At 58.7% G+C, this 13,931-nt stretch carries 14 protein-coding genes and 1 tRNA gene; all 15 read left to right on the plus strand.

The genetic code is table 11. The annotated features are described in order from the left end of the window. Nucleotide 1 precedes the first annotated feature (1 nt). The 15 genes from PLUT_RS03625 to PLUT_RS03700 all read left to right on the plus strand — a co-directional run bounded on the left by PLUT_RS03625 (nt 2) and on the right by PLUT_RS03700 (nt 13,922). A complete protein-coding gene (locus PLUT_RS03625) occupies nt 2-2,158 on the plus strand; it encodes a CDC48 family AAA ATPase (RefSeq protein ID WP_011357449.1) in 2,157 nt (718 codons plus the stop codon). A 21-nt stretch (nt 2,159-2,179) separates the two neighbouring features. Further along, a complete protein-coding gene (locus PLUT_RS03630) occupies nt 2,180-3,211 on the plus strand; it encodes a GvpL/GvpF family gas vesicle protein (RefSeq protein ID WP_011357450.1) in 1,032 nt (343 codons plus the stop codon). Between the two features lie 2 nt (nt 3,212-3,213). Then, nucleotides 3,214-3,996 carry a GvpL/GvpF family gas vesicle protein gene (locus PLUT_RS03635; RefSeq protein WP_011357451.1) on the plus strand — a complete coding sequence of 261 codons (783 nt, stop codon included), beginning with the start codon at nt 3,214-3,216 and terminating at the stop codon, nt 3,994-3,996. A gap of 16 nt (nt 3,997-4,012) precedes the next feature. Next, on the plus strand, nt 4,013-4,792 hold the full coding sequence (locus PLUT_RS03640; protein ID WP_011357452.1) for a GvpL/GvpF family gas vesicle protein: 780 nt from the start codon (nt 4,013-4,015) through the stop codon (nt 4,790-4,792). Between the two features lie 22 nt (nt 4,793-4,814). Continuing rightward, nucleotides 4,815-5,030 carry a gas vesicle protein GvpG gene (locus PLUT_RS03645; RefSeq protein WP_275245740.1) on the plus strand — a complete coding sequence of 72 codons (216 nt, stop codon included), beginning with the start codon at nt 4,815-4,817 and terminating at the stop codon, nt 5,028-5,030. A gap of 49 nt (nt 5,031-5,079) precedes the next feature. Then, entirely contained in the window at nt 5,080-5,352 is a 273-nt protein-coding gene (locus PLUT_RS03650) for a gas vesicle protein GvpO (protein ID WP_011357454.1), read from the plus strand. A 4-nt stretch (nt 5,353-5,356) separates the two neighbouring features. Next, nucleotides 5,357-6,145, plus strand: coding sequence for a GvpL/GvpF family gas vesicle protein (locus PLUT_RS03655; protein WP_011357455.1), 789 nt, complete (start codon nt 5,357-5,359; stop codon nt 6,143-6,145). A gap of 8 nt (nt 6,146-6,153) precedes the next feature. Beyond that, a complete protein-coding gene (locus tag PLUT_RS03660) occupies nt 6,154-6,363 on the plus strand; it encodes a gas vesicle protein (RefSeq protein WP_011357456.1) in 210 nt (69 codons plus the stop codon). A 21-nt stretch (nt 6,364-6,384) separates the two neighbouring features. Next, nucleotides 6,385-7,122 (plus strand): GvpL/GvpF family gas vesicle protein, encoded by a 738-nt coding sequence (locus tag PLUT_RS11055; RefSeq protein ID WP_011357457.1) that lies wholly within the window; start codon nt 6,385-6,387, stop codon nt 7,120-7,122. A 2-nt stretch (nt 7,123-7,124) separates the two neighbouring features. Beyond that, nucleotides 7,125-7,469 (plus strand): gas vesicle protein K, encoded by a 345-nt coding sequence (locus PLUT_RS03675; RefSeq protein WP_041464036.1) that lies wholly within the window; start codon nt 7,125-7,127, stop codon nt 7,467-7,469. A 184-nt stretch (nt 7,470-7,653) separates the two neighbouring features. Then, nucleotides 7,654-8,058, plus strand: coding sequence for an NUDIX hydrolase (locus PLUT_RS03680; protein WP_011357459.1), 405 nt, complete (start codon nt 7,654-7,656; stop codon nt 8,056-8,058). A gap of 50 nt (nt 8,059-8,108) precedes the next feature. Continuing rightward, the gene (locus PLUT_RS03685) at nt 8,109-9,254 is read left to right on the plus strand and encodes an efflux RND transporter periplasmic adaptor subunit (RefSeq protein ID WP_011357460.1); all 1,146 of its coding nucleotides are present in this window, start codon (nt 8,109-8,111) and stop codon (nt 9,252-9,254) included. Next, nucleotides 9,251-12,397, plus strand: a complete 3,147-nt coding sequence (locus PLUT_RS03690; RefSeq protein ID WP_011357461.1) for an efflux RND transporter permease subunit — start codon at nt 9,251-9,253, stop codon at nt 12,395-12,397. The genes PLUT_RS03685 and PLUT_RS03690 overlap by 4 nt, the downstream gene beginning before the upstream one ends. Before the next feature lie 31 nt (nt 12,398-12,428). Continuing rightward, on the plus strand, nt 12,429-13,766 hold the full coding sequence (locus PLUT_RS03695; protein WP_011357462.1) for a TolC family protein: 1,338 nt from the start codon (nt 12,429-12,431) through the stop codon (nt 13,764-13,766). An 83-nt stretch (nt 13,767-13,849) separates the two neighbouring features. Further along, nucleotides 13,850-13,922, plus strand: a tRNA-Pro gene (locus PLUT_RS03700). The last annotated feature ends 9 nt before the right edge of the window (nt 13,923-13,931 follow it).

The following is a 13,931-nucleotide window of genomic DNA, read 5'->3' on the forward strand; positions in this document are numbered from 1 at the left end:
GATGAGCCAGATCGAACGGATCTTCAAAGTCAAGGAATCTCTGCTCAAGGACGTCGGACGCGCCATAGCGCGAATCGACCCGAAAGATATGGCTGAGGCCGGAATCGGCGTCGGAGACATCGTGCTTGCTGAAGGAAAACGTGCCACGCCGGTAAAGGTGCTGCCCTGCTACCCCGAGGACAGGGGCAAGGGCATCATCCAGATCGACGGGATTACGCGGGAGAACGCCCAGACGGGCATCGATGAAAAGGTCAAGGTTACGGCGATTGCTTCGAAGAAGGCGGCAAAGGTCGTGCTCAAGCCGGTCGACGGCGGTGCGTCCTCGATACGCGGAGATGATGCGAAGTACATCGGCTCCCTTATCAGCGGCCTTCCCGTCATGAAGGGTGACAGGGTGAAGGCCACGCTTTTCGGCTCCCGCTCAGTCCATTATACGGTGAACGCCACCGCGCCCGCCGGCGTTGTTTTGATCCATCCCGATACCTCGATAGCACTGGAGCTCCCCAAAAAGAGCGAAGGCGGCGTGAACCTCGTAACCTATGAAGACATAGGCGGGCTCGGCACCCAGGTACAGCGGATCAGGGAAATGATAGAGCTTCCGCTCAAGTACCCGGAAATCTTCGACCGCCTTGGCGTTGAGCCGCCGAAGGGGGTGTTCCTTTACGGCCCCCCCGGCACCGGCAAGACCCTTATTGTCAGGGCTGTGGCAAGGGAGACCGATGCGTATTTCATCAATATTTCCGGCCCGGAAATAATGGGGAAATTCTACGGGGAAAGCGAAGCCAGGATCCGCAACATCTTTGCCGAGGCCGAGGCCCATGCCCCGTCGATCATCTTCATCGACGAGATCGACGCCATTGCGCCCCGCCGTGAGGACATGGGGGGCGAGAAGCAGGTCGAAAAGCGTGTCGTCGCCCAGCTCCTTTCCCTGATGGACGGCCTCAAGTCCCGCGGCAAGGTCATCGTCATCGGCGCTACCAACATTCCCAATGCAATCGATCCGGCACTTCGCCGCCCGGGTCGTTTTGATCGTGAAATCAGCGTGTCCGTCCCGGACCGCAACGGCCGGCTGGAAATCATCCATATCCATACACGGGGAATCCCCCTCAGCGACGATGTCGATCTTGGGCGGATTGCCGACATCACGCACGGATTCGTCGGTGCAGACCTGGAAGCCCTTGCCCGCGAAGCCGCCATGACGGCCTTGCGCCGGATACTGCCGAAAATCGATTTCGAGCTTTCCGAAATTCCCTATGAGCTCTTGACGCAGCTTGAGGTGACGATGGAGAACTTCCTTGATGCGATGAAAGAGGTCGAGCCGTCGGCAATCAGGGAGTTTTTCGTCGAAGTGCCCAATGTCCGCTGGGAGGATGTCGGCGGCCATGAAGAGGTCAAGCAGGCGCTGAGGGAAGCTGTCGAGTGGCCGGTCAGGTATCGGGAACTGTTCCGCAAGACCGGTACAATTCCTCCGAAAGGTGTCATCCTGTACGGTAAGCCGGGGACGGGCAAGACATGGCTTGCCAAGGCCCTTGCGACCGAGAGCGGGGTCAACTTCATTTCCGTCAAAGGGCCCGAGATCATCAGCCGTTTCATCGGGGAATCTGAAAAGGCGGTCCGGGAGCTGTTCCGGCTGGCAAAGCAGTCAGCCCCGACCATAATCTTTCTTGACGAGATCGACAGCCTCGCTCCGGCCAGGGGGGCGGGGGGATCGGAATCGAGCGTCACCCAGCGTGTCATCAGCCAGTTTTTGACTGAAATGGATGGCATCGAAGAGCTGAAAGGAGTATTCGTGCTCGCGGCGACCAACCGTATCGACCTGCTTGACCCGGCCCTGATCCGCCCGGGGCGTTTCGATCTTCTCTACGAGGTGCCGCCGCCTGATGTCCTGGCGCGTGTGAGGATTTTCGAGATCCATACGAAATCGATGACCCTGGATGATGACGTCAGCATCAGTGCGCTTGCCGAAAGTACGGAGGGGATGAGCGGGGCCGACATAGAGTTCATCTGCCGAAAGGCCAGTATGGGGGCCATCAGCGCCTGCATCGCCCTGGAGGCCGGGGGCATCGATCCCCTGCATGTGGAGCTGAGGGTCAGGGACAGTCATTTCCAGGAGGCTGTGCGGCTCTTGTCCTCCCGTTACAGGGACAATGGAGAATAACGATAACCTTCAACCGAACGTATGAATCAGAGCATATACATCTACGGCATCGTAAACGAACCCGCTTTGGCGGCATCATTCGTCGAAACAGACCCTGACATCTACGCCGTTGCCTCGATGGGCTGTTCGGCCATCGTCGAAAACCGGCCTGCCATCGATCTGGGTGAACTTGACCGTGAGTCACTCGCCCGGATGCTGCTTCAGCACCAGCAGACCCTCGAGCGGCTTATGGAAAGCGGCATGCAGCTTATTCCGCTCAAACTCGGAACGTTCGTTTCCTCAGCAGCAGATGCGGCGTGCATCATTGAGGACGGCTACAACCTGATCGAGCGCATATTCCGGGAAACGGAAGATGCGCATGAACTCGAAGTGGTCGTGAAATGGAGCAGTTTTGCCGATCTCCTGCAGGAGGTGGTTTCAGAGGGCGACGTGCAGGAACTCAAACGCGAGGTCGAGGCCCGTCAATCCTCCTCCACTGAAGATGCCATCGCTGTCGGCAGGTTGATCAAGGAAAAGATCGATCGGCGCAATGCAGCCCTCAGTGCCTCGGTACTCAGGCAGCTCGGTGAGCGGGCATCACAATCGAAGCGGCACGAAACAATGGACGACGAAATGGTCCTCAACGCTGCATTCCTCGTCAACCGCGGCGACGTCGATGCATTTGTCGCGACCGTTGAAGCCCTGGACAGCCAGTACCTGAACGCCCTGCATTTCAGGATCGTCGGTCCCCTGCCATGTTACAGCTTCTATACTCTTGAAGTCACAGCGCTTTTTGAAGAGTTCATTGCTGAGAAACGAGCCGTGCTGGGTCTTGATGCCCGGTCCTGTGAGGCAGATGTCAAAAAGGCCTATCATGCCAAAGCGAAGGTGGCGCATCCGGACGTACATGTGCCTGCAGGGGCGAATAATGGTGCTGATTTTACGGTCCTCAACGAGGCATATATGACACTGCACGACTATTATAGCGCGCTCAGGAATTCGGCGTCCTCACGCCATGGCCATGAAGGGCAGGATTCCAGTAGTGTGGTTTTTTCAGTTAAAATACTCAATTGACGATGGAGCGGGACGGCAAATACATCTACTGCATCATCGGCGCCGACTGTGAATGCGACTTCGGGCCGATCGGGATCGGTGGCAGGGGAGACCTTGTTTCCACTATAGGGTTCGAGGGGATCAGCATGGTCGTCAGCGACCATCCCCTCAACCGTTTCGTGGTCGATCCCGACGGGATCCTGGCGCACCAGCGGGTCATCGAGGCGGTCATGAAGGAACACGAGAGTGTCATTCCAGTCAGATTCGGCACCGTTGCCGCCACTCCCGACGAAATCCGCAACCTCCTTGACCGCCGGTACGGCGAGCTGTCCGAACTGCTCTTAAGGCTTCGCAACAAGGTTGAGTTCAATGTAACGGGTCGCTGGCATGATATGGCCGCGATATACAAGGAAGTAGAACGGACGCATCCGGAGATCAAGGAGCAGCGGGCCAGAATCGAGTCGATGCGGGACGGTGACGGGGAGGCTCTGAAGCAGTCGCTCATCCTCGATACCGGCCACCAGATCGAGGCGGCCCTTGAGGTAATGAAGGAGGAGAAATTCGATGCAGTGGCCTCGTTGTTCCGCAAAACGGCAATGGCCTCAAAGATGAACCGGACCACTTCGCCCGACATGTTCATGAACGCAGCATTCCTCATCGACAGGGGGCGGGAGGTTGAATTCGACGGGATCATGGAAATCCTCGGCCAGAAAGACGCAGATCGTTGTGATTACCGCTACAGCGGGCCTCTGGCAATCTTCAATTTCGTCGACTTGAGGATCCTTCCTGAAAAATGGGAACTATAAACAGGGTAGAGAAGCAATGGCACATGAGGCGGCAGAACAGGATGGACTGTATATCTACGGAATCATCAACAACAGCGGGGAGCTGGATTTCGGACCCATCGGCATCGGCGGACGGGAGGAGAGGGTCTATGCGGTGATCCATAATGACATCGCGGCCGTCGTCAGCCGTACCGTGGTAAAGGAGTTCGAGCCGAGACGGGCGAACATGATCGCCCACCAGAAAGTGCTGGAAGCCGTAATGGTATCCCACGCGGTGCTTCCGGTCCGCTTTTCGACCGTCTCTCCCGGTCACGATGACATGAAAGTGGAAAAGATACTGGAAGAGGACTATCTGAGGCTGAAGAAGCTGCTTGTGAAGATGGAGGGAAAGAAGGAGATGGGGCTGAAGGTGATGGCCAACGAAGAGAAAGTGTATGAGAGCATCATCACGGGATACGACAACATCCGTTACCTTCGCGACAAGCTCATCAACCTCCCGCCCGAGAAAACCCATTACCAGCGGGTAAAGATCGGCGAACTGGTTGCTGCTGCACTCGAAAAGGAAGTCGGCACTTACAAGGATGCCGTTCTTGACGCGTTGAGCCCCATTGCCGAGGAGGTCAAAGTCAATGACAGCTACGGCAGCATGATGGTTCTGAACGCCGCGTTTTTGATCAGGACGGCCCGTGAGGAGGAGTTCGACCGGGCGGTCAACGCTCTTGACGACCGGTACCATGACATGATGACCTTCAAATATGTCGGGACCCTGCCGCCGTATAATTTTGTAAACATATCGATAAACATCAAGGGGCGCTGACATCTTCATCCTCGACGACATACTGCTTGCACCGCTCAGCGGCATGGTTTTCCTCGGCAGGAAGATCAATGAGATCGTACAGAATGAAATGTCGGACGAAGGCGCAGTCAAGGAACAGCTGATGAAGCTGCAGTTCCGCTTTGAGATGGATGAGCTCAGCGAGGAGGAGTATGACCGGCTTGAGGATGAGCTTCTCTCCACCCTTGCCGAGATAAGGGCACAGAAAGAAAACCGGTGAACGGATTGCGTTTTCACCGTTTCAACCATAAACAACATGAGAGGCAGTTATGGGCAGTTTGATCGAAGCAAAGAACGTCATCACCGCTTTCCTGAAGGAAACCACATCAAGCAGTGATGTTACCGTCATACGGCTTGACCGTGACCCCGATGGCTGGAAAGCCGTTGGCGAGGTCTATGAAGACGATTCGTTCCTGAAATCAATGAACCTTCCCCCGAAGAAAGCGCGGCGCTTTTATGCCGTGTCGGTTGACGGTGACCTGGAAGTCACTTCGTACAGCAGGCTTGCTTCCTACAGCGAAGGGGATTCAGGGGAGGACTGAACGTATGGCGCAGAACATACTGTATGTCTACTGCATTGTCCGGCAGCTCCCGGGTGCCGATATCGTCGCCCGCTACCCCGATCTCGTTTTCATAGAGGCCGGGAGTGCATACGTTGCGGCAAAATATGTGTCGCCGCTCGAGTATTCCGACGCCAGCATGAAACTGAAGCTGGCGGACGAAGAGTGGCTTGACAGGAACGCCCGTGAACATCTGTCGGTGAATGTGATGATCATGGCACAGCAGACCATCATTCCGTTCAACTTCGGTACCATTTTCAAGTCCAGGGAATCTCTATCCGGCTTCCTCGGCGATTACGGCAGGAAACTTGATGAGAGTTTCGATGCCCTTGAGGGCAGGGAGGAGTGGGCCGTGAAAGCATACTGCAACGAATCCTTCCTCCTGAAGAATCTTCATCTCGAAAGCCCGGCCATTGCCGCCATCGAACAGGAAATCCAGGCGGCATCCCCCGGAAAGGCCTATCTGCTCAAGAAGAAAAAAGAGGCGATGTCGGCCTCGGCGCTTGAGGGCGTGCACCAGGGGCATGCCAAGGCTGTATGGGGTGAGCTTGCAGCGCTTTCAAAGGAGCATGTACTGAACAGGCTCATTCCAGAAGATGTTTCAGGGGTGGATGGCCGCATGATTGTGAACGGGGTGTTCCTCATCGCCAATACGGACGTCGGCGCATTCATCAGGACCACTGAAGACCTGGGAGAACGGTATCGTGATGCCGGCGTGTTCCTTGACGTCACCGGCCCCTGGCCGCCCTATGATTTTGTCGACATCCCCTATTGAATTATCCTATGCAGGAAGACCTTTACACCGCGAACCGGCAGGTGACCCTTCTCGATATCCTCGACCGGGTGCTGAACAAGGGCGTCGTCATCAGCGGCGACATCATCATTTCCGTGGCGGGCATCGACCTCGTCTATGTGGGCCTCCGGGTTCTCTTGAGCTCGGTTGAGACCATGGAGCGCCTGGATGCTGCGAGGGCGGAAGGTCTGCAGCAATAAAATAAATCATCCCGCAATCTGATGCCGCTTCTCATTCATGCGCTCATCCTCCGGCCGGAAGCTCTGGGCGGTCTTTCTTCCGCCCTTCAGCATATCGGCGACGTGACCGGTGCCGGCCCATTGGAGCTTGTGGCAGTAAAGGACGCCGGTGCTGTTGCAGTTCCTCTTGAGAAGGTGCCGTCTCCCCCCTCACAGGAAGAACTGCTCCGGTATGCGGACGCCGTAGAGCAGCTTGCCGCACTGGCGACCATCCTGCCCATGCGCTTCGGTTCGACTGCCGCATCGCCCGAAGAGCTGCTCCGGATGCTTTCGGCCAATCGGGATCCTATCCTTGCCGCTCTTGAGAGGGTTGAGGGACGGGTTGAATACTCCCTCAGGATTCTGGCTCCCGGCGACGACGGGGCCCACCCCCGGGACCTTGAGGGCTCCGTTCCCGACGCGCTTTCCGGCGGCGGTATCCAGAGAGAATATCTGCGCCGGAAATATCAGGCCCATCGCCAGGCGGAGCAGCTGAGCCGGGAGGCGACGGAACTGAGGGAGGAGCTGAAGCTGAAGCTATCGGCACTCGACCCGTCGATGCAGTTTGTCCTGTCGGATGCTTCCGCATTCCTCGTTGACCTCTCCATTCTCATCCGCCGCCCGGCCGCAGCAGGGCTCGGGCCTGTATTCGACCTGTTTGGCAAGGAGCATCCCGAACGGCCGCTCATGGTTACCGGACCATGGCCACCCTACACTTTTTCCAGTCTTACTATTCAATGAGCATGCATGAAGACAAGGTACAGTTCCAGGCTTCCTCGGTAGAGGAGGCGCTCCGGCAGCTTGAGGGGATGAAGCAGGGGAAGGAGTCGCGCATCGAGGCCAACCCCGACAATGTGGAATCCGGCCTTGCCCGGCTGGTGCTGACCCTCATCGAACTGCTCAGGAAGCTTATGGAGAAGCAGGCCATGCGACGCATCGACGGGGGGTCACTTGACGAGGCGCAGATTGACGAGCTTGGCGAGACCCTCATGAAGCTCGAAATGAAGATGGATGAGCTCAAGAAGACCTTCAACCTCACCGACAGCGACCTCAACCTGAACCTCGGCCCGCTCGGGGACCTCATGTGAGGGGAACTCCCATTCCGGATTTTGTGCGGTAGCGCTCCATAGCGTATATTGGCGCACGTCACTCTGTGCGCATTTCTCCCGACGGCGGACCCGTACATGGCAGTAAACAATTGTTTTCAGGAAATCTTGACGGGTGCAGCCTGCCCTATGGCCGCTTCCCGGCATCTGAACGGCAGTGAGCAGTATGGCAGAAAGGGTGAAGAAACTATTCCGCCAGTCCGGGGTCATCCCCGTCCTCGACGAGAGAGTGGTGCTCATCACGGCCCGGCGCTCTGAGCGCTGGATCATTCCGAAGGGTTATGTCGCCAAAGGGCTTTCGGCGCCGGATTCGGCAGCCAAGGAGGCTCTTGAGGAGGCCGGTCTTCTCGGAAGGGTCGGTGCAGAGTCGGCAGGGGAGTACCGGTACCGGAAGTTCGGCAGGCAGTTTTCTGTGGAGGTCTATCCTTTTTTCATTGAATCGATGCTCGACGAGTGGGATGAAATGCACCAGCGCCGCCGCAGAATCGTCTCTCCCGGCGAGGCACTCGACCTGCTTTTCCACGACAACCTGAAAGCCATTGTTGCCGGGTACTTCGGCATGCTTCCCTGAGGCCGGGCTCCGGAACGAACGGCCCCATTCTGCATCATACCATTACAGTCATGCGTCCTAAACGGTTCCCCTCCATCCTTGCGGCCCTCGCAGTCCTCCTTATCGGGTTTGCCATCGCGGCTTTTCTTTCACGAAAGCAGACTCCCCCGGAAAAACCCGCAATGAAGCCGGCAGCATTCCAGCCGGTTCCGCTCGATACCGTCGCCAACGGCCGGGTACTCCTTCCTCTTGAGATGAGCGGCCCCATCGAGGCGCTCCGGAAAATCGAGATTTATGCTGAAGTCCCGGGTATATTCCGCGATGCCTCCAACCCGTTCAGGGAGGGCAGCCATTTCCGGAAAGGGGAGACCCTCCTTCTGCTTGATGATGCCGTCTACCGCAACAGTGTCCTTGCCGAGAAAAGCCGGCTCCTCAGCCAGCTTACCCTCGTCCTTCCCGACCTCATCATCGATTTCCCCGAAGAAGCTGAAAAGTGGAAGGCCCATGTAGGAGCGTTCCGCATCGATTCCCCGCTTTCAATGCTGCCCGCTGCCTCTTCAGACCGCGAACGCAACTACCTTGCCGCGCGGGGGATATACGACCGGTTCTATGCGGTCAGGAGCATGGAGGAGACGCTCGAGCGCTACCGCATAACGGCACCCTTTGACGGTCAGGTCACCCTCTCCGCCCTCAACCCCGGGACCCTTGTGCGCACCGGCCAGAAGATCGGAGAGTTTTCGGCTTCCGGTATCTATGAACTTGAAGCCTCCGTAGGCCTGCGTGATGCCGGTTTCCTTGAAGCTGACAGTCCCGTCACCCTCTCTTCAGAAGATATCGACGGGACATTCAGCGGTGTGGTCCGGCGCGTCAACAGGGCTATTTCGCCCTCAACCCAGACCGTATCGGTCTATATCGAGGTGGCCGATCCCCGCCTGCGCGATGGCATGTTCCTTACCGCCCGCCAGGAGATTTCGCTCGATTCAGCTTTTGCCGTTCCCCGCCGGCTGCTGCGGGAGGGGGACCGGCTTTTCGTGATAGAGGATTCTCTTGTGGCGTTGAGGACGGTGCGGGTGGCTGCGGCTTCGGGTGACCGGGCGGCGGTGCGCGGCCTGCCGGACGGGAGCATGATCGTGCTTGACCCTCCTGGCGGCATGCGTGAGGGGATGGATGCGACCCCTCTTCTTCGGCGCACTTCATCGGGTGAAAAGAGAAAGTGAAAGCCCTCATCCGTCATTTCGTCCGCTACCCGGTGCTCGGCAATGTGCTGTTCCTTGCCGTCATCCTGTTCGGTCTGGTGTCGTTCACCCAGATCAAGACCACCTTCTTTCCCGACATCCCTCCCAATTTCATCTATGTCAGCGCACTCTATCCCGGCGCTTCGCCCGAGGAGATAGAGGAGGCCGTTACCTTGAAGATCGAAGACCGGCTGAAAGGCGTGAACGGCATCGACCGGGTGACCTCCGTATCGACGGAAAACAGCATGACGGTGACCGTTGAGCTCAAGAAGGGGTTCGATGCCAACGACCTTCTGCAGGAGGTGACCAATTCGGTGAACCAGATCAGCTCGTTTCCTGCCGAACTCGAGCAGCTGAGGATATACAAGCAGGAACGGATGGACTTTGTCATCGCCTACTCCCTGTATGGCGACGTCGATCTCAGGACCCTGAAGGGATACGCCCGGAGCCTTGAGCGCGAGCTCCGCAACAGCGGTGCGGCGACCCGCATCACCCTCAGCGGATTTCCTCTGGAGGAGATCGAGGTCGGCCTTCGTGAAAACGACATGCGGGCCTACGGGATAACGTTCAGCGACGTGGCGGCCGCTGTCAGCCGTGCCAACGTCAAAATCACCGGCGGCACCATCCGGGGCTCCCGCGAGGAACTGCTCATCCGGGCTGACAGCAAGGGCTATCAGGCCTCTGACCTCAAGAGCATCGTGGTCCGCTCCGGCGCAAACGGTGCTGTGGTGCGCCTCGGCGACCTGGCCGATGTCCGCGACCGCTGGTCGGATGATCCCGACAGGAGCTGGTTCAACGGCAAGCCGGCAGTCATCCTGGACATCGAGCGGAGCGCAGACCAGGACATGTTTGAAATCGTCGGGAAGGCACAAACGGTCGTCGAGGCTTTTGACCGGCGCCATGCGGACATCCAGGTCGACATTCTCCGTAACGGTTCGGCCATCGTGAAGGAGCGGGCCGACATCCTCAGCAGCAACGGGTTTGTCGGCATGGTGCTTGTTGTCCTGTTTCTGGCTTTTTCTCTCAACCCCCGCCTCGCACTCTGGGTTGCGGCCGGCATCCCGTTCTCGTTCGCCGGCATGTTCATGCTCGGTTCACTCTACGGTCTGTCGATCAACGTAGTCTCGCTGCTGGCAATGATTCTGGTGGTCGGCATCATTGTCGACGACGGCATCGTGATTGCCGAGAGCATCTACCAGCGTTACGAAAAAGGCGAGAAGCCCCTTGAGGCTGCACTGAACGGCACGATGGAGGTCATTCCCTCCGTTACGGCGGCGGTGCTCACCTCCGTAGTCCTCTTCTTCCTGTTCCTGTTCCTCGACGGGGACCTTGGCCAGCGGGTCAAGGACATCGCTTTCGTCGCCTCTACGACCCTCCTGGTGTCGCTTCTCGAAAGCATCTTCATCCTTCCGGCCCACATTGCCCACTCAAAGTCGCTGCACGGCCGCCCGGAGGCAAAGAGCTGGCTGCTCCGCAAGTCGGAGGAGTTCCTCCATTTCCAGCGCGATGTGCTCTATGCTCCGATCCTGCGTTTCAGCATCGCCAACCCGCTCATTACGGCGGCAGTGCCGGTGGCTCTTCTCATCATCACCTTCGGCGCCATGCGGGGCGGCTTCATCAAGGCGACGTTCTTTCCGGTCATCGAGCACGACAACGTCCAGATCACCCTGGAAATGCCAACCGGCACACCGGGCGGCGTGACGGCCGGGGCGCTTGCCCGGATGGAGCAGCGGATCAGGGATGTCGATGATGCTTACCGGCAGAGCGAGGGTGGCGAGAACGGGCTTGTGGCGGCGATTGCCCGCGACATCGGACCCGAGGGCCACCAGGGCGGACTGCGGGTCACCCTTGTCGACAGCCGGCTCCGCTCGATCGGCAGCCTCGAGACGGGCAACCGGTTCCGTGATGCCATCGGACCCGTTCCCGGGGCGAGCAAGCTCCTGGTCGGCGGCGGGGGATTCTGGGGCATGCCGGTTTCCATCGCGCTGAAAAGCGACAACCTCGCCCAGCTCGACGGCGCCCGGCGTATGCTCGAGGAGGAGCTGAAGGGGATGGAGCAGCTTAAGGATGTCGCCGACAACGACCCACCGGGTCTCCAGGAGGTGCGGGTACGGCTGAAGGAGAAGGCCTACGCGCTCGGGTTGACGACCGGTGAGGTCATGAACAGGGTGCGCAGTGCGTTTTTCGGCCAGGAAGCCCAGCGTCTGGTGCGCGGCATTGATGAAGTGAAGGTATGGGTCCGATACGGCGAGGATGAGCGTTCAACAATCGGTGCGCTCGAGACGATGTTCATCCGGCTCGACGACGGACGTTCCATTCCGCTCAGGGAGATTGCAGATCTTTCCGTCAGCCGTGGAATTTCCTCCATCAAGCATATCGACGCACAGCGTGTCGTAAAGATCGAAGCTGATATCGCCGATCCCAAAACATCGGTGCCGCAGCTGCTCGACGTTGTCAGCCGGAACATCATGCCCCCCATACTTGCCGCCTATCCCGACGTCAGCTTCAATTTCGAGGGGCAGAGCCGCGAGAGCGGCAAGACCACCGGCTCGATGCGCATCGCCTTTCCTGCGCTGCTCTTCATCATGTACCTCATCATCGTCATCACCTTCCGCTCGTTCAGTCAGGCTCTCCTCGTGATGCTGCTTCTGCCCCTCGCCCTCATCGGTGTCGCCTGGGGCCATTTCATCCAGGGCTACATCCTCAGCATCCTGTCGCTGTTCGGGGTCATCGCCCTCATCGGCATCGTTGTCAACGATTCCCTTGTCTTCATCAGCAGCTTCAACAGCCGCATCAAGGAGGGCGTGCCGTTCCAGGACGCTTTGTATGAGGTCGGACTCAGCCGGTTCCGCCCCATCATCCTCACGACCATCACCACCGTAGCCGGGCTCGGTCCGCTCATCTTCGAGCAGAGCCGCCAGGCGCAGTTCCTCTCACCGATGGCCATATCGGTGGCTTACGGGCTGCTGTTCGGCACAACCCTGACACTCATCATCATCCCTGCGCTGCTTGTGCTGCATAACGCGGCCCGACGCAGGATCCATTCATTCATCGCCCGTCGCCCCGTGACGCCCGAAGAGGCCGAGCCGGCATGGCGGGAGGAGGTTTTCAGCCGTGAACAATAGCCATCGACGGGCCGGGCGGGCATTCTCTGGAATGGTCCCGTTCGTTCTCTGCATCTTTTTCGCACTGGCTCCGGTTGCGTCGAGAGCGGCCGGTTCAGGTGACTTCGCAACGAGCGATTCCACGGCAATCGAGCGCCTCACACTCGAAGATGCCCTCATTCGGGCCCTCGGGCACAATACCGACATTCAGGTCGCCAGAGGGGAAGAGGAGATCGCCCGTAACGGGGTCCACATCGGCAATGCCGGCCTTCTGCCGAAACTCTCGGCCGTTTCGTCCGTCTCATGGCATGACCCCGGAAAGGGAGCGCCGGCGTCGTCTGTCGAGTCAACCACCACGGCGGCGGAGCTGCAGGCGAGCTACACCCTCTTCGACGGTTTCGGCAGCATCCGGACCTTCACCAGACTCAAGAACAGCGGCAGGCTCGGCACCCTGAAGGCCCGGGAACGTATCGAGATCGTTGTCATGGATGTCGCCAGAGCCTATTACGGTGCGGCCAACTCACTCGAAGAGCTGCATGCATCAATGCAGGCTGTGGAGATATCCGATGAGCGCCTCCGACGGGCGAAGCTGCGGAGGGATTACGGACAGGCAAACACCCAGGAGGTGCTCTCCGCCGAAGTGGACGCCAACAATGACCAGGTGACGCTCCTGAATGCCCGTCTCGGACGGGAAACCGCAATGCGCAGGCTGAACGTCCTGCTCGGCCATCGGGTCGGCCATCACTATGCGATAGCTGACTCCGTCGTGTTTTCCGCTCTTCCGCCCCTCGACTCGCTCCGGGTGAGTGCCCTCGGAACCAATGCCGGTTATCTGGCAAGCGGCGGGGAGGTGCTCGATCAGCGCCTCCTTATGCTCATCGCCCGTTCGGAACAGTACCCCGAAGTTTCCCTTCAGGCCGGATGGGGCCTCAGCCGCTACGCCGCGGGCCGGGACATAGGCTTGAATGGCACGACGCCGGGCGCGTCCGGAGGGGTGGTGGTGAACTGGCCGATTTTCAACGGTCGCCAGACCGCCATAAAGACTGAAAACGCCCGGATTGCTTGGCTTAACAGCCGTCTGCGCCACGACCGGGCTCTCCAGCAGCTCCTGCAGGAGCTCCGGGACGGGTGGGACGCATGGTCCATAAGCCGTGATGTGCTCCGGTTCGAGGAACGGAACATCGAGTCGGCGCGGCTCAATTTCCAGCGCACCCGTGAACTCTATGTGCTCGGCCAATCGACAGGAACCACGTTCCGTGAAGCACAGCTGAACCTGATCCGGGCTGAAAAAAGCAGGGCCGGTGCCCGCTATGACAGAAAGCTCCGCGAGCTTGAGCTGCTGCGCCTCGGCGGAAGGCTGCTCACCCCGTTCGGGACGGCTGGTCGTTGAATCGTCACTTTTTTTGTTACGCGCTTTATTTTTCTTTGATTCTTCTGGACGGGATGGTATATTTGGAGCCTTCCGTTAAGAAACGGGGCATGGCGCAGCTGGTAGCGTGCCTGCTTTGGGAGCAGGAGGTCCCGAGTTCGAGTCTCGGTGCCCCGACTGATGAGG

It is taken from the genome of Pelodictyon luteolum DSM 273, assembly GCF_000012485.1.
GTDB classification, from domain to species: domain Bacteria; phylum Bacteroidota; class Chlorobiia; order Chlorobiales; family Chlorobiaceae; genus Chlorobium; species Chlorobium luteolum.

Excerpts from the sequence above, each read along its gene's own strand:
- PLUT_RS03675 (WP_041464036.1), top strand. The coding sequence starts at position 7,125 with ATGCATGAAGACAAGGTACAGTTCCAGGCTTCCTCGGTAGAGGAGGCG.
- PLUT_RS03660 (WP_011357456.1), top strand. The coding sequence starts at position 6,154 with ATGCAGGAAGACCTTTACACCGCGAACCGGCAGGTGACCCTTCTCGAT.
- PLUT_RS03680 (WP_011357459.1), top strand. The coding sequence starts at position 7,654 with ATGGCAGAAAGGGTGAAGAAACTATTCCGCCAGTCCGGGGTCATCCCC.
- PLUT_RS03685 (WP_011357460.1), top strand. The coding sequence starts at position 8,109 with ATGCGTCCTAAACGGTTCCCCTCCATCCTTGCGGCCCTCGCAGTCCTC.
- PLUT_RS03640 (WP_011357452.1), top strand. The coding sequence starts at position 4,013 with ATGGCACATGAGGCGGCAGAACAGGATGGACTGTATATCTACGGAATC.
- PLUT_RS03650 (WP_011357454.1), top strand. The coding sequence starts at position 5,080 with ATGGGCAGTTTGATCGAAGCAAAGAACGTCATCACCGCTTTCCTGAAG.
- PLUT_RS03625 (WP_011357449.1), top strand. The coding sequence starts at position 2 with ATGAGCCAGATCGAACGGATCTTCAAAGTCAAGGAATCTCTGCTCAAG.
- PLUT_RS03635 (WP_011357451.1), top strand. The coding sequence starts at position 3,214 with ATGGAGCGGGACGGCAAATACATCTACTGCATCATCGGCGCCGACTGT.
- PLUT_RS03655 (WP_011357455.1), top strand. The coding sequence starts at position 5,357 with ATGGCGCAGAACATACTGTATGTCTACTGCATTGTCCGGCAGCTCCCG.
- PLUT_RS03630 (WP_011357450.1), top strand. The coding sequence starts at position 2,180 with ATGAATCAGAGCATATACATCTACGGCATCGTAAACGAACCCGCTTTG.
- PLUT_RS03695 (WP_011357462.1), top strand. The coding sequence starts at position 12,429 with ATGGTCCCGTTCGTTCTCTGCATCTTTTTCGCACTGGCTCCGGTTGCG.
- PLUT_RS11055 (WP_011357457.1), top strand. The coding sequence starts at position 6,385 with ATGCCGCTTCTCATTCATGCGCTCATCCTCCGGCCGGAAGCTCTGGGC.